This window comes from Pseudomonas sp. HS6-2, assembly GCF_049325675.2.
GTDB lineage: Bacteria > Pseudomonadota > Gammaproteobacteria > Pseudomonadales > Pseudomonadaceae > Aquipseudomonas > Aquipseudomonas putida_N.
The window spans coordinates 5,042,940-5,060,064 of record NZ_CM143906.1 but is presented as its reverse complement, the minus strand read 5'-3'; the positions used below and the strand labels follow the sequence as shown (position 1 = coordinate 5,060,064).

The 17,125-nt window shown below is 63.8% G+C and carries 18 protein-coding genes; 6 read left to right on the top strand and 12 right to left on the bottom strand.

Annotation, left to right across the window (positions count from 1 at the left end):
- Nucleotides 1–58: 58 nt before the first annotated feature.
- Genes ACOKS3_RS23615 through ACOKS3_RS23605 form a run of 3 tightly spaced genes read right to left on the bottom strand, consistent with a single transcriptional unit; the run spans nucleotide 59 to nucleotide 2,515 of the window.
- Nucleotides 59–751, bottom strand: coding sequence for a pseudouridine synthase (locus ACOKS3_RS23615; RefSeq protein WP_422764164.1), 693 nt, complete (start codon nucleotides 749–751; stop codon nucleotides 59–61).
- Between the two features lie 47 nt (nucleotides 752–798).
- Entirely contained in the window at nucleotides 799–1,032 is a 234-nt protein-coding gene (locus ACOKS3_RS23610; protein ID WP_103449348.1) for a cysteine-rich CWC family protein, read from the bottom strand.
- Complete coding sequence (locus ACOKS3_RS23605) at nucleotides 1,025–2,515, bottom strand: sensor domain-containing diguanylate cyclase (RefSeq protein WP_422764163.1); 1,491 nt, start codon at nucleotides 2,513–2,515, stop codon at nucleotides 1,025–1,027. The genes ACOKS3_RS23610 and ACOKS3_RS23605 overlap by 8 nt, the downstream gene beginning before the upstream one ends.
- Before the next feature lie 212 nt (nucleotides 2,516–2,727).
- Between ACOKS3_RS23605 and ACOKS3_RS23600 the strand changes: the two genes are divergently transcribed.
- Nucleotides 2,728–3,168 (top strand): hypothetical protein, encoded by a 441-nt coding sequence (locus tag ACOKS3_RS23600; protein ID WP_103449350.1) that lies wholly within the window; start codon nucleotides 2,728–2,730, stop codon nucleotides 3,166–3,168.
- Nucleotides 3,169–3,173: 5 nt separating this feature from the next.
- Here the strand turns inward: ACOKS3_RS23600 and ACOKS3_RS23595 are convergent, their stop codons facing one another.
- Complete coding sequence (locus tag ACOKS3_RS23595) at nucleotides 3,174–4,283, bottom strand: enoyl-CoA hydratase/isomerase family protein (protein ID WP_103449351.1); 1,110 nt, start codon at nucleotides 4,281–4,283, stop codon at nucleotides 3,174–3,176.
- Nucleotides 4,284–4,408: 125 nt separating this feature from the next.
- On the opposite strand from ACOKS3_RS23595, the gene ung reads away from it, so the two are divergent.
- Entirely contained in the window at nucleotides 4,409–5,101 is a 693-nt protein-coding gene (gene ung, locus ACOKS3_RS23590) for a uracil-DNA glycosylase (RefSeq protein WP_103449352.1), read from the top strand.
- A gap of 27 nt (nucleotides 5,102–5,128) precedes the next feature.
- On the opposite strand, the gene ACOKS3_RS23585 is transcribed toward ung, so the two are convergent.
- The 5 genes from ACOKS3_RS23585 to ACOKS3_RS23565 form a co-directional block, all read right to left on the bottom strand.
- Nucleotides 5,129–6,160 carry an AbrB family transcriptional regulator gene (locus tag ACOKS3_RS23585; RefSeq protein ID WP_103449353.1) on the bottom strand — a complete coding sequence of 344 codons (1,032 nt, stop codon included), beginning with the start codon at nucleotides 6,158–6,160 and terminating at the stop codon, nucleotides 5,129–5,131.
- Nucleotides 6,153–7,667 carry a tripartite tricarboxylate transporter permease gene (locus ACOKS3_RS23580; RefSeq protein ID WP_103449354.1) on the bottom strand — a complete coding sequence of 505 codons (1,515 nt, stop codon included), beginning with the start codon at nucleotides 7,665–7,667 and terminating at the stop codon, nucleotides 6,153–6,155. Before ACOKS3_RS23580 ends, ACOKS3_RS23585 begins: the two co-directional genes overlap by 8 nt.
- 3 nt (nucleotides 7,668–7,670) lie before the next feature.
- Entirely contained in the window at nucleotides 7,671–8,129 is a 459-nt protein-coding gene (locus ACOKS3_RS23575) for a tripartite tricarboxylate transporter TctB family protein (RefSeq protein ID WP_103449355.1), read from the bottom strand.
- Nucleotides 8,130–8,270: 141 nt separating this feature from the next.
- The gene (locus ACOKS3_RS23570) at nucleotides 8,271–9,251 is read right to left on the bottom strand and encodes a Bug family tripartite tricarboxylate transporter substrate binding protein (RefSeq protein WP_103449356.1); all 981 of its coding nucleotides are present in this window, start codon (nucleotides 9,249–9,251) and stop codon (nucleotides 8,271–8,273) included.
- A gap of 31 nt (nucleotides 9,252–9,282) precedes the next feature.
- Nucleotides 9,283–10,572, bottom strand: coding sequence for an OprD family porin (locus tag ACOKS3_RS23565; protein WP_103449357.1), 1,290 nt, complete (start codon nucleotides 10,570–10,572; stop codon nucleotides 9,283–9,285).
- 200 nt (nucleotides 10,573–10,772) lie between these two features.
- On the opposite strand from ACOKS3_RS23565, the gene ACOKS3_RS23560 reads away from it, so the two are divergent.
- Entirely contained in the window at nucleotides 10,773–11,444 is a 672-nt protein-coding gene (locus ACOKS3_RS23560) for a response regulator (protein ID WP_103449358.1), read from the top strand.
- Entirely contained in the window at nucleotides 11,437–12,816 is a 1,380-nt protein-coding gene (locus ACOKS3_RS23555; protein WP_422764162.1) for a sensor histidine kinase, read from the top strand. Before ACOKS3_RS23560 ends, ACOKS3_RS23555 begins: the two co-directional genes overlap by 8 nt.
- Before the next feature lie 91 nt (nucleotides 12,817–12,907).
- On the opposite strand, the gene ACOKS3_RS23550 is transcribed toward ACOKS3_RS23555, so the two are convergent.
- A complete protein-coding gene (locus ACOKS3_RS23550) occupies nucleotides 12,908–13,714 on the bottom strand; it encodes an HDOD domain-containing protein (protein WP_422764161.1) in 807 nt (268 codons plus the stop codon).
- A gap of 31 nt (nucleotides 13,715–13,745) precedes the next feature.
- Entirely contained in the window at nucleotides 13,746–14,687 is a 942-nt protein-coding gene (ygfZ, locus tag ACOKS3_RS23545; RefSeq protein ID WP_103449361.1) for a CAF17-like 4Fe-4S cluster assembly/insertion protein YgfZ, read from the bottom strand.
- A gap of 133 nt (nucleotides 14,688–14,820) precedes the next feature.
- Here ygfZ and ACOKS3_RS23540 point away from each other — a divergent pair, with 133 nt between their 5' ends.
- Nucleotides 14,821–15,075 carry an FAD assembly factor SdhE gene (locus ACOKS3_RS23540; RefSeq protein WP_008094993.1) on the top strand — a complete coding sequence of 85 codons (255 nt, stop codon included), beginning with the start codon at nucleotides 14,821–14,823 and terminating at the stop codon, nucleotides 15,073–15,075.
- Nucleotides 15,059–15,520, top strand: coding sequence for a protein YgfX (locus tag ACOKS3_RS23535; protein ID WP_103449362.1), 462 nt, complete (start codon nucleotides 15,059–15,061; stop codon nucleotides 15,518–15,520). The genes ACOKS3_RS23540 and ACOKS3_RS23535 overlap by 17 nt, the downstream gene beginning before the upstream one ends.
- On the opposite strand, the gene nadB is transcribed toward ACOKS3_RS23535, so the two are convergent.
- Nucleotides 15,507–17,111 (bottom strand): L-aspartate oxidase, encoded by a 1,605-nt coding sequence (gene nadB / locus ACOKS3_RS23530; RefSeq protein WP_422764160.1) that lies wholly within the window; start codon nucleotides 17,109–17,111, stop codon nucleotides 15,507–15,509. The genes ACOKS3_RS23535 and nadB overlap by 14 nt on opposite strands.
- Nucleotides 17,112–17,125 lie beyond the last annotated feature (14 nt).

Sequence of the window (17,125 nt, the reverse complement as noted above, 5' to 3'; positions counted from 1 at the left end):
CGTTTGCGCAAATTTGTGACTCGGGCCGCTCAGCGGTCGTATGCCTGTATTACGGCATTCAGACCGAGGTGATTTCTTCCACCGTAAGCGCCCTGAATTCGCCAGGTTGCAGGCCTGGATCGAGGCGGATCGTACCCATGCTTTCGCGATGCAGGCCGACCACCTTGTTGTCGAAATGGCCGAACATGCGCTTGACCTGGTGGTAGCGCCCTTCGACGATTGCCAGCCGTGCCTGACGCGGGCCAAGGATGTCGAGTTGGGCGGGCAGGGTGGTCAGGTCTTCGAAGGCGAAATAGAACCCTTCGCTGAACTTGGCGACATAGTGCGCGCCGATCTCGTCTTCGGTTTCCACCAGGTAATGCTTGGGCAGCTTGGTGGCCGGCTGGGTCAGGCGCCGCGACCACTGGCCATCGTTGGTCAGGATCATCAGGCCAGTGGTGTTGAAGTCCAGGCGCCCGGCAATGTGCAGGTCATCGCGCAATTCGCTGGGCAGCAGGTCGAGCACGGTGCGGTGCTGCGGGTCTTGCGTGGCGCTGACGCAGCCAGCGGGTTTGTGCAGCATCAGGTAGCGCGCGGGGCGGCCGGCCTGCAGCAGTTGATCGTCCACTTCCACGCGGCTGAATTCCCGGACGTCCGCCTTGGGGTCGGTGACCACTTCGTGATCCAGGCGCACATGGCCCTGCACCAGCAGCAGGCGCACTTGCTGGCGGTTGTAGCAGGGCAGGTTGGCGAGGAAACGGTCGAGGCGCATGGCAGCGGGTAAAGTGAAATGTGGGCGCAGTTTAGCGGTTTTTCACTTTAGAGCGGTGCCGGCTTGTTCGCGGGCGAGCCCGTTCCCACAAGTTGGTCTTCCACGGCGGCGCAGCGTGGGCATAGACAGGCCTTGTCGCGCAGTTCGGCAGGCAGGGCCTGGAGCACGGCCGGGTCGATGGTCACGCCGTAGCACCAGCAGGCCTGGGTGGCACTGCGTGCGTCGGCCAGGCTGCACTGGTTGAGGGCGCCACAGGCAGGGCAGTGCTGGCTGTCATTCATGTTCGGTTCCAAGTGTTTCACTGCAGACGCGGTTGCGGCCGGCCTGCTTGGCACGATAAAGCGCACGGTCGGCGCGGGTCAGCAGGGCGTGCAGGGTGTCGCCCGGCTGCAAGGCGCTGAGGCCGATACTGGTGGTCAGGCGCAAGGGTTGATCTTCGTAGCTGAAGGTCAGTTGCTCGGTACGACGGCGGATCTTCTGGGCCACCTCGATGGCCTGCTGGCCCTCGGCATCGCGCAACAGGACGATGAATTCCTCACCGCCCCAGCGGCAGAGTATATCCGACTGACGCAGGCTGCCCTGCAGCACGTTGGCGAACTGGCGCAGCACTTCGTCGCCTGCCAGGTGGCCATGGGTATCGTTGAGCACCTTGAAGTGATCGAGGTCGATCAGCAAGGCGACCAGCGGCGCGCAATCGCGCTGGGCTTCCTGCAGGGCCTGGGCGGCCAGCAGGTCGAAGCTGCGTCGGTTGGGCAGGCCGGTCAGGCTGTCGAGGGTCGCCAGCGCCTCGGTGCTGGCCTGATGGCGCCTGAGCATGCCATTGAGCAGCGACAGTACCACCAGAGTGATCATCGCGCAGATCACCAGGTTCAGGTACAGCGAGTGGCGAATCGGGTCCAGAGCGCCGGTCTCGCGTTTGTCGACCAGCAGGTACCAACCCAGTTCGGGCAGCTGCCGCACATTGAGGAAGTGGCTGTGACCTCTGCTGTCCTTGTATTCGTGGCTGCCCTCGGTGGGCGTCGGGCGCTGCGCCAGCAAATCGCTCAGGTCGGTATTATCGGACAAGGGTTGCCCCACTTTCAGCCCATGCGGGCCGCCCTCCGAGCCGGTCAGGATGAGCTTGCCCTTGGCGTCGGTGAAGAACACCGAGCGCTGATAGCGGCGCTGATACTTGTCGATCAGCTTGATCACCGCGTCCACGCTCAGGCCCACACCGGTGGCGCCGATGAAGCGCTGCTGATAGTCCAGCACCGGGTAGTTGATGAACACCGTCAGGTTGTCCTGGTTGGCCATGTCCAGGTCGACGTTGATCTCATACGGCGTTTTCATCTCGCGCAGGCGGAAGTACCAGGCATCGCGCCAAGTGTTCGGTACCACGTGCTTGAGCACGCCCTTGGCCTGGTAGTAGGTGAGGGTGCGGTCAGAGACGAAGAACGAGGTGAAGGTGTCCTGCTTGCCCATGACCTCGCCGAGAAAGCGAGTGATGCGCTGGGTGTCCTGTTCACCCGCCAGTACCCAGTCGCGCAGGAAGGTGTCCTGGGCCATCATCGAGGCGATCAGCACCGGGCGGATCAGGTCTTTCTGGATTTCCGAATAGACGGTATCGGAGGTCAGCGGCAGCTCGGTATTGACGATGCCGTCGCGGATCGCGCTGCGCGAGGCGAAATAGCTGATCAGCGATGTGGCGAGGAAGCCGCAGGTCAGCAGCAGCAGCAGGGCAAGAATCAGCGAGCGCTGTGAGAACAGGGCGGAGCGTGAAGGCATGATCTTCCCATGATGTGTGCCGAGGCGCTCATTCTAGTGAGATGACAGGCAAATGACTGCATGTTTTTAAAGGTTATTTCGACCTGTATCAATTTGTTGCTGAAATGGCACTGCACCTTGGCGCCGTTGTCTGATTCATTGTCGATGAACGCATTTGCGTCGACGCTCGCCAGCGCCGCTGTTCGAGCACCTCTGCGGTCCAGGAGGCCGCCATGTCCTATCGAATTCTGCTGATCGCCCTGCTGGGTCTGATGACGTCCGCCTGCGCGCCCTACTACGGGGGCGGTGACTATTACCGATCGGATTACTACACCACCGATCGCTACGTAACGCCGGGGTACTACCGCTATGACCGCTACTATGTAACGCCGCAGACGCGTTACTACTACCAGCCTGCACCCCGTTACTACCGGCCGGCTCCGGCACCTTATTACCGGCCCAATCCACAGCCGGGGATGAACCAGTGGCATGGCAACCCGCGATACGATTATGGCAATCGCCAGCGCAATGACTATGGACGCGATCGCGACCGCAATGACTATCGCGATGGCAGCCAGCGTTACCAGCATGATCGCTGGCATTCCAATAACCGTAGGGACAATGACGGCCAGTCGGAACGTGGGCGTGGAGGCGACCACAACTGGCAGCGTTAAGGCTGTCATGCCCCCAGGTCGGCCAGCGGGTGCCGCCCTTCCCACACCTTGGTAAAGTGCGCCTCGACCACCGCCGCTGGCACCTGCGCCACATCCGGCCAGTGCCAGTGCGGCTGGTTGTCCTTGTCCAGCAGGCGCGCTCGCACGCCTTCACTGAATTCCGGATGCCGGCAACAATTGAGGCTCATGCTGTACTCCATCTGGAACACCTGGGCCAGTGACAGGTGTCGGGCACGCTGGATCTGTTCCCAGACCAGGTGTGCCGTCAGTGGGCAGCCTTCATGCAGGCGTTGTCCCGCTTCGGCCAGCAACGGATCAGGGTGATGCTTGAGACTTTCCAGTGCGCGCCAGGCCGCAGCAGGGTCGGCCACATCCAGCAGTTCGTCGATCACCTGGCGCCGCGGCAGCCACTGCGCCGCAGGCAGCTCGGCCCAGGCGCGATGCTGTTCGGCCTTGAGCAAGCTGTTCAACTGCAGGCCGGTCTGCTCCTGCCAGTTCAGTTGCAGCAGCTCTTCGACCAATGCCTCTTGCTGTTCTTCCCCAAAGAAACGATCAGCCAGGTCCAGGTCGAGGGCATCACGGGCATTGATCGGTGCCCCGGTCAGCCCTAGGAACAAGCCAAGCTTGCCGGGCAGGCGGGCGAGAAACCAGCTGGCGCCTACGTCCGGATACAGGCCAATGCTGATTTCCGGCATGGCCAGCCGGCTGCTTGGGGTGACGATGCGTACACCGGCGCCCTGCAGCAACCCCATGCCGCCGCCCAGCACATGCCCGTGGCCCCAGCACAGCAGGGGCTTCGGGTAGGTATGCAAGAGGTAGTCGAGGCGGTATTCGGCGGCAAAGAAGGTGGCGGCCAGCGGCGGTATGCTGCCGGGGTGGGCAAGGCAGGCCTGGGCCAGCGCTCGTACATCGCCGCCGGCGCAAAAGGCCTTGGCACCGTTACCGCGCAACAGCACGCAGACGACGCCAGGGTCGCTGGCCCAGCTATGCAGCTGTTCGCCCAGCACTTCGATCATCGGCAGGTTGAGGGCATTGAGCGCCTTGGGGGCATCGAGCGTGGCGATGCCGATTCGGGCGCCATCGGCGCCGGTGAGTACCTCGCAATGAATGGCCATGGACTACCTCGCGCAAGTATCCCCCAAGTATGGCCCGCATCGCCGATCATGCCGGTCGTCGGTCGGATCGATTGACAAGGGCAAGTGGCTTACCTAGTGTCGCGTCATTGTTTACGGATGGCCCCATGACTGAAGACGATCGCATCAAACTCGAACCCAGCTGGAAGGCTGCACTGCGCGCCGAGTTCGACCAGCCCTACATGCACCAGCTGCGTGAGTTCCTGCGCCAGGAGCACGCGGCAGGCAAGGAGATCTACCCGCCGGGGCCGCTGATCTTCAATGCGCTCAATTCCACGCCGCTGGAGCAGGTCAAGGTGGTGATCCTCGGCCAGGACCCGTATCACGGACCGGGCCAGGCACATGGCCTGTGCTTCTCGGTGCAGCCGGGCGTGCCGGCGCCGCCGTCGCTGGTCAACATCTATAAAGAGCTGCAGCGCGACCTGAACATCCCGATTGCCAGCCACGGTTACCTGCAGAGCTGGGCCGAACAGGGCGTGCTGCTGCTCAACACGACCATGACTGTCGAACGGGCCAATGCCGCTTCGCATGCGAAGAAGGGTTGGGAGTTCTTTACCGACCGGATCATCCAGGTGGTCAGCGAGCAGTGCCCGAATGTGGTGTTCCTGCTGTGGGGGGCACATGCCCAGAGCAAGCAGAAGCTGATCGATGGCACCAAGCACCTGGTGCTCAAGTCGGTGCACCCGTCGCCACTTTCGGCGTATCGAGGGTTCCTTGGCTGCGGGCACTTCAGTCGCACCAACAGCTTCCTCGAACAACGTGGCATGGCGCCCATCAACTGGGCGCTGCCGCCACTCTGAAGGCGGGCAGGGGCTGCACGGCAGCCCCTAGTTCAGAGCTTTGACCCAATACCTGAACAACGGCTCCGCCAGAAACAGCACCAGGATCAACCGCACCACCTGCAGCGCCGTCACCAGCGGCACCGACAACTGCAGGGTTTCGGCCGTCAGGCTCATCTCGGCGATTCCACCCGGCATCATCCCCAGGGTCAGCGAACGCAGGTCCAGCTCGGTCATCACGCTCAACCCCCACGCCGCGCTGCCGGCAATCGCCATGCACAGTGCCGTGGCCAGCAGCGTGCGCCCAAGGAAGGACGGCGCGCGGCGGAAGAACGCGCGGTTGAAGTGGCAGGCCAGGCCGCTGCCGATGAGCCACTGACCGATCTGGCTGGCACCGTTGGGCAAGGCGATCTGCAGGTTGCCCGCCAAGCTCATCGAGGCGGCGACCAGCAACGGCCCGAACAGCCACGGGTTGGGTTGGCGCAGACGCTGCCAGGCAAACCCCACCGCCACGCCCAACGGCACGATTAGCGCCAACCAGCCCCAGCTGACACTGCCGGCGTGATTAAGCGGCACGCCGTCACCAAGCAGGAGTTTGAACAGCGCCGGCACGCACAGCACCACGGCCAGCACGCGCAGGCTCTGCGCCGCCGCCACCTGGCTGAGCACCGCGCCATTGCGTGCGCCCAGGTTGACCATCTCCCCCGAGCCACCGGGCATGCTGGCGAAGAACGCCGTGGCGCGATCTTCACCGCTACGCCGCAGCAGCCACACGCTGATCACGCTGGAAAGCGTGGTGAACAGCGCACCGAAGAAAATCAGTGCGAAATGGCTGGCGACCTGTTCGATCACCGCTGGGGTGAAGTGCAGGCCGATGCCGATGCCGATGATGCACTGGCCGCACTTGCGGCCATTGGGGATTTCCGACAGCTGCCAGGGCGTCAGGCAGCGCACCAGGATGATCGCCAGCAAGGAGCCGACCATCCACGGCAAAGGCCAGCCGACCTTGCTGGCGGCAAAACCGCCAGCAAGGCCGACCAGCCCGGTTGCGACAAACAGCGGCAGTGACCGATCAGGCATCAGCCATGGCCCGGCGCTGCAGGCTGCGCTTGCGCCAGATGCGCAGCAGCGGCAGGGTCAGCATGCAGAGGGTCAGGACCCATACCGACAGGCTGATCGGGCTCGACCAGAGGATGCCCAGCTCACCGTTGGAAATCGACAGGGCCCGGCGCAGGTTCTGCTCCATCAGGCCGCCGAGGATGAAGCCGAGCAGGATCGGCGACAGCGGGAAGTCCAGCTTGCGCAGGATGTAGCCCATGATGCCGATGCCGACCATCAGGAACAGGTCGAAGGTAGTGGCATGCACGGCGTACACGCCGATCGCCGTGATGATCGCGATCACCGGCACCAGCGCCCAGTTCGGCACGGCGAGGATGCGGGTGAAGATGCGGATCATCGGGATATTCAGGATCACCAGCATGATGTTGGCGATGAACAGCGAGGCGATCAGGCCCCAGACGATGTCCGGCTGCTGTTCGAACAGCAATGGGCCCGGGGTGATGTTGTACAGGGTCAGCGCGCCGATCATCACCGCCGTGGTGCCCGAACCTGGGACGCCGAGGGTCAGCATCGGCACCAGGGCGCCGCAGCAGGAAGCACCGATGGCGGTTTCCGGGGCAGCCAGGCCACGGGCGTCACCTTTGCCGAACTTGCCATTTTCACCGGCCAGGCGCTTCTCCGTCATGTAGGCCACGGCACTCGCCAGCGTGGCGCCGGCGCCCGGCAGCACGCCCATGATGAAGCCCAGCAGGCCGCAGCGGATGTTGACCACGAACACCGAGGCGGCTTCCTTGAGATTGAACAGCATGCGCCCGGTGGCCTTGACTGCTTCGTGGCCATGGTGTGTCTTCTCCAGCAACAGCAGGATTTCGCTGACGGAGAACAGGCCCAGCACCAGTACCACGAACTGGATACCGTCGGCCAGGTGCACACTGTCGCCAGTGAAGCGGTATACGCCGCTGTTGGCATCGATACCGACTGCCGACAGGAACAGGCCGATCAGTGCAGCAATGAAGGTCTTCAGTGGCTTGTCGCCGGCCATGCCGCCGAGGGCGACGATGGCGAACACCATCAGCACGAAGTATTCCGCCGGGCCGAAGGCAATCGCCCATTTCGCCAGCAGCGGGGCGAACAGCACCATGCCGCAGGTGGCGATGAGGGCGCCGATGAACGAGCTCCAGGCCGACAGCGACAAGGCCACACCGGCCAGGCCCTGGCGCGCCATCGGGTAACCGTCAAGGGTGGTCATCACGGTCGAGGCTTCGCCCGGGATGTTCAGCAGGATCGAGCTGATCCGGCCGCCGTATTCGCAACCCAGGTAGACCGCGGCCAGCAGGATCAGCGCCGACTCTGGTGGCAGGCCAAGGGCGAAGGCGATCGGGATCAGCAGGGCCACGCCGTTGATCGGCCCCAGGCCAGGCAGCAGGCCGACCACGGTGCCGATCAGCGTGCCCGACAGGGCGGTGACCAGGTTGTAAGGGGACAGGGCGACGCCGAAGCCCTGGCCCAGGTAGCTCAAGGTATCCATGTGTCAGTTCTCCAGTACGCTCAGCAGGCCGAGGGGCAGGGGTACGTCCATGACGCGGTCGAACAGCCAGTAGAGAAACACGCTCATGCCCACCACCACGAGGGTGCTGTGCAACCAGCGGCCGCCATACAGAAGGGCCATGGGGATGCCGACCAGGATGGCGCTGAGGATGAAACCCAGGGCTTCGAAGGTGGCGGCGAAGATGATCAGCAGGCCGACGCAGGCGGTGATCTTGATCAGGGTTTCGCGGTCCAGTTCAGGCTCATCGTCCTTGCGCACGATGGGCGTGGGGCGGATCGCCAGGTACAGCAGGGCAAGGCTCATCAGCCCGAGCATCAGCAGCGGGTAGGCACGCGGGCCGACGGGTTCGTAGGAAAACGCGGCCTGGTAGGGCCAGGCCATCACGGCCAGGACTGCACACACCGCCAGCAGGGCCAGGGCGAAGATGCGTTGCAGGATCATAGGAGAATCCTCATTGAATCGCGGGCCCTGTAGGAGCGGGCTTGCCCCGCGAACACCGGCGGAGCCGGTGCCATGCACCGCGCCGGCTTCTTCGCGGGGCAAGCCCGCTCCTACAGGAATCGGTGAAGGGGCCTGAGAGGCTTACTGGATCAGGCCGAATTCCTTGGCCAGTACCTTGTACTCAGTCACCTGCTTCTTCACATAGCTGTCCAGCTCCGCGCCGGTCATGGCGAACGGGAACAGCTCGCGCTGGTCACGCAACTTGGCGAAGTCTTCCGAGGCCAGCATCTTGTCGAACGATTCTTTCCACCAGGCGTACTCTTCGTCGCTCACCTTCGGCCCGAGGTAGAAGCCGCGCACCACCGGCCAAACGATGTCGTAGCCCTGTTCCTTGGCAGTGGGGATGTCCTTCATCTCTGGCTCGTCCAGGCGGTTTTCCGAGAACACTGCGAGGATGCGCATGTTGCCGCTCTGGATATGCGGCATGGAGTCGGAGATGTCGGTGGAGCCGACCTGGATGTGCCCGCCCAGCAGCGCGGTGGCGATCTCGCCGCCGCCTTCCAGGGCTACGTAGCGCAAGTCGCGCGGGTTGATGCCGGCGGCCTTGGCGATCAGCGCGGTCTGCATCCAGTCCTGGCTGCCGACGGTGCCGCCGGAGCCGATCACCACCTTGCTCGGGTCTTTCTTCAGTGCCGCGACCAGGTCATCGAGGGTCTTGTAGGGCGAATCACTCTTCACGGCAATGGCACCGTAGCTGGTGCCAACTGCTGCCAGCCATTTCACTGCGTTCTCGTCGAAGCGGCCGAACTTGCCTTGGGCCAGGTTCAGCAGCGAACCGCTGGACCAGGCCACCAGGGTGCCGGCGTCGGCCGGGCGCTGTGCGACCACGGCGTTGTAGGCCACTGCGCCGACACCACCGGGCATGTAGGTCACGCGCATCGGCTTGCTGAGGATCTTCTCCTGCACCAGGGCGCTCTGCACCAGTTTGCAGGTCAGGTCGAAACCACCACCGGGCGAGGCCGGGGCGATGCATTCAGGGCGTTTCGGTTCGGTGGCGAGGGCATTGCCGGCCAGCAGCAGGCAGCCGGTGGCGAGGACGAGGCGGCGCAGTGAAAAGGTCATCGAATGTCTCCGTGAGCGTTTTTGTTATGGGTTACCACAGGGCTACGCTGTAGCTCACCAGCAGCCGTACTTCGTCCGCATCGCGGGCGAAGTTGGAGCGGAAGGTGGCGTTGCGCAGGCGCACGGCGACGTTCTTCAACGGGCCGCTTTGTACCACGTACTTCAGTTCGGTGTTGCGTTCCCACTCCTTGCCCTCGCCACCGGCAGCGCGGCTGACGTTGTCGCCGTTGATGTAGCGGGTCATGAAGGTCAGGCCGGGGACGCCGAGGGCGGCGAAGTTGTAGTCGTAGCGCGCTTGCCACGAGCGCTCGTCTCTACCTGCGAAGTCGTTGATCTGGACGAAGTTGACCAGGTACGGGTCGGCACCATCGATGTAGGGGAAGGCGCTGTCGCCGGAAAGCTGCTGCCAGGCGGCGCTGACCTTGTGCCCGCCCAGGCTGTAGCTGAGCATCGTGTTGAAGGTGGTGTTGTCGATGCGCCCGGCCTTGGCCGCGCCGGCATCGTCGCTGATCGCCAGGCGCACGTCGGCGCCGAAGGTGCCCGGGCCCCACGGCTGGGTGGCGAGCATGCCGATGAAGTGCTGACGGTAGATGTCGTCGAGCTGGGCGAAGTGGTAGCTGCCGGTGATGCGATCGGTGAACTTGTAGTCCAGGCCGGCCAGGTCGAGGTTGTCGGCGCTGAAGGTGCCACCGAAGCGGCCGTTCTTGTTGTTGAGGGCCAGGTCTTCCCAGTTGGTGTCGTTGCGGTCCTTGGCCTTGTCCAGGCGCCCGCCGGTGAAGGTCAGGCCCTTGATCTCCTGCGAGGTCAGCAGGCCGCCCTCGAAGGTTTGCGGCAGGATGCGGCCGTCGTTGGGCTGCAAGGTCGGCAGTTCAGGGATCAGAGTGCCGATCTTCAGTTCGGTCTTCGACACTTTGACCTTGCCGGTCAGGCCGAGCTTGGAGTACTCGTCGGCAGCCTTGCCGTCATCGTGGGTCGGCAGCAGGCCGGTGTCGGTGCGGTCGGGGCTGGAGTCGAGCTTGATGCCCATCATGCCCAGCGCATCCAGGCCGAAGCCCACGGTGCCATCGGTATAGCCGGACTCGAAGTTGAGCATGAAGCCCTGGGCCCACTCGTCGCGCTTGGATTGTTGCGCGCTGGTGCCGTCGCGGAAGTCGCGGTTGAAGTACATGTTGCGGGTTTCGAAGGTTGCCGTGCTGTCTTCGAAGAAGGCGGCCTGGCTCAGCGGGGCGACACCGGCAAGTGCAAGGGCACTGGCGATGGCAGAAGGGCGTGCGGACAGGGAACGGCTAGGCGCGAACGCCTTAGGCTGCGATGACAGCATCGGGATGACTCCGTTTTTTTATTCTTGTTCGTTGCACCTTGCTGGTGCTTTTTTCGGCGCGTGGAGCGACCGTGATGCGATGCTAGGCAATGAACCTTTCGCTAACCTTTCAGTGTGAAAGGTTTGCTACAAGGGTCTTCACAGGCTTGGCGACGGCGGTACACTCCGCGCCACCGCCCCACCCGAGCAGGGAGAATCCGATGCGTGTGCTGCTGGTCGAAGACCATCTGCAACTGGCCGAAAGCGTGGCCCAGGCCCTGAAAAGTCAAGGCCTGACCGTGGATGTATTGCATGATGGCGTGGCTGCCGACCTGGCCCTGGCCAGCGAGGAATACGCCGTTGCCGTACTCGACGTGGGCCTGCCGCGGATGGACGGCTTCGAGGTGCTGGCGCGCCTGCGCGGTCGCGGCAAGACCCTGCCGGTACTCATGCTCACTGCACGCAGCGATGTGAAGGATCGCGTGCATGGCCTGAACCTCGGTGCTGACGATTACCTTGCCAAGCCCTTCGAACTGACCGAGCTGGAAGCGCGGGTAAAGGCCTTGCTCAGGCGCAGCGTGCTCGGTGGTGAGCGCCAGCAGCGTTGCGGGCCACTGGTGTACGACCTGGACACCCGGCGTTTCAGCCTGAGCGAGGAAAACCTGACCCTGACCTCGCGTGAGCAGAGTGTGCTTGAAGCATTGATTGCCCGCCCAGGTCGCGTGATGAGCAAGGAACAGCTGGCCGCCCAGGTGTTCGGCCTGGACGAAGAGGCCAGCCCCGACGCCATCGAAATCTACATCCACCGCCTGCGCAAGAAGCTCGATGGCCACTCGGTTGCTATTGTCACCTTCCGCGGGCTGGGTTACCTGCTTGAGCACCGCGATGCGTGACAATGGCAGCTTGCGCGGGCGGCTGCTGGGTAACCTGGCGTTGCTGCTGGTGGTGCTGATGCTGGCCAGTGGCCTGAGTGCCTACTGGAACGGTCGCGAAGCGGCCGATACCGCCTACGACCGCACCTTGCTGGCTTCGGCGCGGACCATCGCCGCCGGGCTGTCCCAACGTGATGGCAGCCTCAGCGCCGATGTGCCCTATGTGGCACTGGACACCTTCGCCTACGACAGCGCCGGGCGTATCTACTACCAGGTTTTGGACATCAATCAGCAGCTGATTTCCGGTTACGAGAACCTGCCGCCACCGCCGCCCGGCACGCCGCGTACCGACGACTATCCGGCACTGGCGCGCTTCTACGACGCCAACTACCTCGGCCAGGACGTGCGTGTGGTCAGCTTGCTGAAGGCAGTGAGCGAGCCGAACATGAACGGTATGGCGGAAATTCGCGTGGCCGAGACCGAAGAGGCTCGGGTGCGCATGGCCCGTGGGTTGATGGCCGACACCCTGCTGCGTTTGGGCATGCTGGCCCTGGCTGCGCTGGTGATGGTGTGGTTTGCGGTCAGCGCGGCGCTGCGCCCCCTGGAGCGCTTGCGCACGGCGGTGGAAGAGCGTCAGCCGGATGACCTGCGGGCGCTTCCGGTAGTGCAGGTGCAGCGTGAACTGGGCCCATTGGTGCGTGCCTTGAACCACTTCACCGAGCGTTTGCGCGGGCAGTTCGAACGCCAGGCGCAGTTCATTGCGGAGGCGGCCCACGAACTGCGCACGCCACTGGCGGCGCTGAAGGCACGGGTCGAGCTAGGGTTGCGTTCGCAGCAGCCCGAAGAATGGCGGCAGACCTTGGAGTCGGCAGCGCAGGGGACTGATCGCCTGACCCATCTGGCCAATCAGTTGCTGTCGCTGGCCAGGGTCGAGAACGGTGCCCGGGCGATTGCCGAAGGCGGTGCCCAGCGCCTGGACCTGAGCCAGCTGGCCCGTGAACTGGGCATGGCCATGGCGCCACTGGCCTACAACCGCGGCGTGGCCTTGGCGCTGGAGGCCGAGGCGCCGGTGTGGTTGAAGGGGGAGCCGACGCTGCTCAACGAGCTGCTCAGCAACCTGGTGGACAACTCGCTGGCGCATACCCCGGCGGGTGGCAATGTGATCCTGCGGGTGCTGGCGCCGGCGGTGCTGGAGGTCGAGGATGATGGGCCGGGGATTCCTGAAGATGAGCGCGAGCGGGTATTCGAGCGCTTCTATCGCAGGGGCGTGCAGGGCAGTGGGCTGGGGTTGGCCATTGTGGGTGAGATCTGCAGGGCGCACCTGGCGCAGATCAGCCTGCATGATGGCGAGAAGGGCGGGTTGAAAGTGCGGGTGAGTTTCATCGCCGACTGATCTTCTGCCTGTACTGGCCCCTTCGCGGGGCCTGTGATGTACCTGTAGGAGCGAGGTTGTCCCGCGAAGAGGCCAGTGCAGGCAGCACCTGTCAGCGCAACATGCTCCGCGCTTCCAGCAACTCGGCAATCTCCAGTTCGGTACCAAATGGCAACCCAAGGTGCCGATAAGCCGGCAACGCCGCCAAAGGCCGGCTGCGCGCGCGTTGGCTCAGGCACTTGGCGATCTGCACTACATCGATGTAGTCGACCTTGTCGGTGCGCCGGTCCAGGTCCTGCACCTGGCTCGGCAGGTTGACCAACTGCTCGGGAAACTCCCATGAAGAAAGAATCTTGTCCCCCAACACTGGCTGGATCTGCTCGATCACATAGTGCAGGCAGACCGGGTCGGAAAGCAGTTCGTTGTGTTCTTCGGCGTAGATCAGCACCGGCAGTGCGCCGATCTGGTTGACCAGCCCACCTAGGGTTGCCTGGTCGGGTTTCAGTTGCGTAAAGCGGCGGCAAATTTCATAGCTGATCCCCGCAACTTCAAGACTGTTCGACCAGATGTCCCGCAATTTTTGCTCAACTGCAGACGAGCGGGCATGGAAGATCTGTTCGATCACCAGGCCGATCGCCAGGTTGCAGCTGTAGTTGATGCCCAATCGCGTGATGGCCGTGTGCAGGTCGGTGACTTCGACCGCTGCGCGCAGCAACGGGCTGTTGACCACCTTGATCAGGCGCGCCGACAGGGCGGCGTCACGGCCGATCACCTTGCTCAGGGCGGCAACGCTGATCTCGCTGTCTTCGGCGGCCTCGCGAATGCTCAGGGCTACCTCGGGCAGGGTTGGCAGGACCAGGTCATCGTTGTCGATGGCAGCGAGCAACTGCGCTTGAACCATCTCGGCCAGCTTGTTCATGAACGTCTCAACGGCAAGGGTGGTGCACTGTTCAGCGCTGGATTTCCTGATCGCGGTCCAGCTCGTACGGCAGGCTCAGCACCTGCAGGCGAGGGCCTTCGAGGCTGTTCAGGTGCAGGTTGTCGTCCTCCACCGACTCGGCGCTGAGCACTGCAAGCAGCTCGCAGCCCTGGCCGGTGCTGGCAGCCAACACCACTTCGCCAACTGACGAACCATGGGTCGGTGAGAAGATTTCCGTACCCGGAGCCGGATTTTCCTGCTGCTCGAGTGCCAGCCGGTACTGGCGGCGCTTGAGCTTGCCCAGGTACTGCATGCGCGCGACGATTTCCTGGCCGGTGTAGCAGCCTTTCTTGAAGCTCACGCCGCCGACGGCCTGCAGGTTGATCATCTGCGGGATGAACAGCTCGCGGGTGGGGCCCATGACCTGGCCGATGCCGGCACGCACTTGCCCCAGCAGCCAGTCGTTGAGGCGGCCTTCCGGCAACGCGGCTGCCAGCTGTTGGCGAATGCTGTCGGCTCGCTCTGCCGGTACCCAGAGTTCGGCGCGGTCGGTGGAGACGGCAATGGCAATCAGGCCATCATGGCGAACGGTACTACCCGCCGCAGCCGGAAGGTCCAGCCCCAGTGCCTGCAGCGCGGTGCCGCCAGCTTGCAGGCCGTAGCGCGCCCAGGCTGCGCTCTCGTCAGTGAGCGTGGCCTTGGAAAACACGGCGTACTTCTTCAGGTCGGCCAGTTGCGGCTCCAGCAGCTCGCTGGCCATGGCCAGCAGGTAGCCATTGCCCTCGGGCAGGATGCGGAAGCTCGACTGCATGCGCCCCTTGACCATGCAGCGGGCGCCGAGGCTGGCATGCTCGAGGCTGAGGTAGTTGATGTTGCAGGTCAGCTGGCCCTGCAGGAACTTGCCGGCGTCGGAGCCGCGGACGGCGAGGATGCCCTCGTGGGACAGGGGGCTGAAGAAAGCGGAATCGGCCATGGGTCATCGCGGTGGCTAAAGACTGGCGGCCATCATAGAACGCCAGTAACAAAATAGGTAGGTGACTAGACCAACGCCCTGTGTCGCTTCGTTCACTGCGCGGTATACTGCGCGACCATTCGAGGAGGGCCCCATGGTCGAACAAACTGAACTCAACCGGCTTTTCTGGCACAGCCGCCGCGGCATGCTGGAACTGGACGTACTGCTGGTGCCATTCACCCAGGAGGTCTATCCGACCCTGAGCGAAGCCGACCGCGAACTTTATGTCCGCTTGTTGAGCTGTGAAGATCAGGACATGTTCGGCTGGTTCATGGAGCGTACCGAGTCCGAAGACCCGGAGCTGCAGCGTATGGTCCGCATCATTCTGGATCGTGTCCAGCCCAAATGAGTGTTTCGAGTGCCGCTGGCAGGGCTCGCGCCTGTTGCTGGCGGCCTACCTGGGTTGCCAGGTGCTGGCGTTACTGGTCTTGTTACTGAGCGCGCTGCCCTGGTGGCTTGGTCTTTGTGTTCTTGCCGCTTGTATTGCCCACGCTCTCTGGGCGATTCCCCGCCGTATTCTGCTGACTGATCCCCATGCCGTCACCGGTTTGCGTCGTGACGCGTCGGGTTGGCGCGTGTTCAGCCGGGCGCTCGGCTGGCAACCGGTGCGCCTGTGTCGGGACAGCGTGGCGGTGCCGGGGCTGGTGGTGTTGCGGTTCGTCAGGGCAGGGCACTGGCTCGGCGAGAGCCAGTGCGTGCCTCGGGATGCCGTGGGGGCTGAACAGCACCGGCGTTTGCGGGTGAGGTTGAAGTTCAGCCGTCGCAGGTTCGACAGCTGTTTCAGAGCGGGCTGAGGATGGTGTCCTTGGCCTCTGGCAGCATTCCAGGGTAATCCAGGGTGTAGTGCAGCCCGCGGCTTTCCTTGCGCTGCATCGCCGAGCGAATCATCAGCTCAGCCACCTGTGCGAGGTTGCGCAGTTCGATCAGGTCGCGGCTGACCTTGTAGTTGCTGTAGAACTCGTCGATCTCGTCGAGCAGCAGGCGCACGCGATGCTCGGCGCGCTGCAAGCGTTTGCTGGTGCGCACGATCCCCACGTAGTCCCACATGAAGCGGCGCAACTCGTCCCAGTTGTGGGCGATGATCACGTCTTCATCCGAATCGGTGACCTGGCTGGCGTCCCAGCAGGGCAGGGCCCTGGGCATGGCGATCTGGTCCAGATGTGCCTGGATGTCCGCCGCTGCGGCACGGCCATAGACGAAGCACTCCAGCAACGAGTTGCTGGCCATGCGGTTGGCGCCGTGCAGGCCGGTGAAGCTGGTTTCGCCGATGGCGTACAGGCCGGGCACATCGGTGTGGCCACGATCATCGACCATGACCCCGCCACAGGTGTAATGGGCGGCCGGAACCACCGGAATCGGCTGGCGGGTGATGTCGATGCCGAAGGCCAGGCAGCGTTCATAGACAGTCGGGAAGTGGCTCTTGATGAAGTCGGCCGGCTTGTGAGTGATGTCCAGGTAGACGCAGTCGACCCCCAGTCGCTTCATCTCGTGGTCGATGGCGCGGGCGACGATATCGCGCGGGGCCAGTTCTTCGCGCGGGTCGAAGCGCGGCATGAAACGCTCACCGTTAGGCAGCCGCAACAGCGCGCCTTCGCCACGCAAGGCCTCGGTGACCAGGAAGCTCTTGGCCTGAGGGTGATACAGGCAGGTCGGGTGGAACTGGTTGAATTCCAGGTTTGCCACCCGGCAGCCGGCGCGCCAGGCCATGGCGATGCCATCGCCGCAGGCTCCGTCGGGGTTGCTGGTATAGAGGTAGACCTTGGCTGCGCCCCCCGTGGCCAGCACGGTGAAGCGCGCGCCGAAGGTGTCGACTTCGCCGCTGTTGCGGTTCAGCACGTAGGCACCCAGGCAGCGGTCACCCGCCAGGCCCAGGCGGCGTTCGGTGATCAGGTCGACCGCCACGCGCTGCTCCAGCAATTCGATGTTCGGGCGCTTGCGCGCTTGTTCGAGCAGGGTGGTGAAAATCGCCGCGCCAGTGGCGTCGGCGGCGTGGATGATGCGTCGGTGGCTGTGGCCGCCTTCGCGGGTCAGGTGGAACTCGAAACCCCCATCATCGACGCTGTAGTGCTCATCGCGGGTAAAGGGCACACCTTGCTCGATCAGCCATTCGATGGCTTCGCGGCTGTGCTCGACGGTAAAGCGCACAGCGTCTTCGTCGCACAGACCACCGCCGGCATTGAGGGTGTCCTCGACATGCGATTGCACGGTGTCGGTGTCGTCGAGTACGGCGGCGACCCCGCCTTGGGCCCAGAAGGTCGAGCCGTTGGCCAGGTCGCCCTTGCTCAGCACGGCAATGCGCAAATGGCCGGGAAGGTTAAGTGCCAGGCTGAGACCGGCTGCGCCGCTGCCGATCACCAGGACATCATGTTGGAATTGTTGGCTCATGTCGGGACACTAGT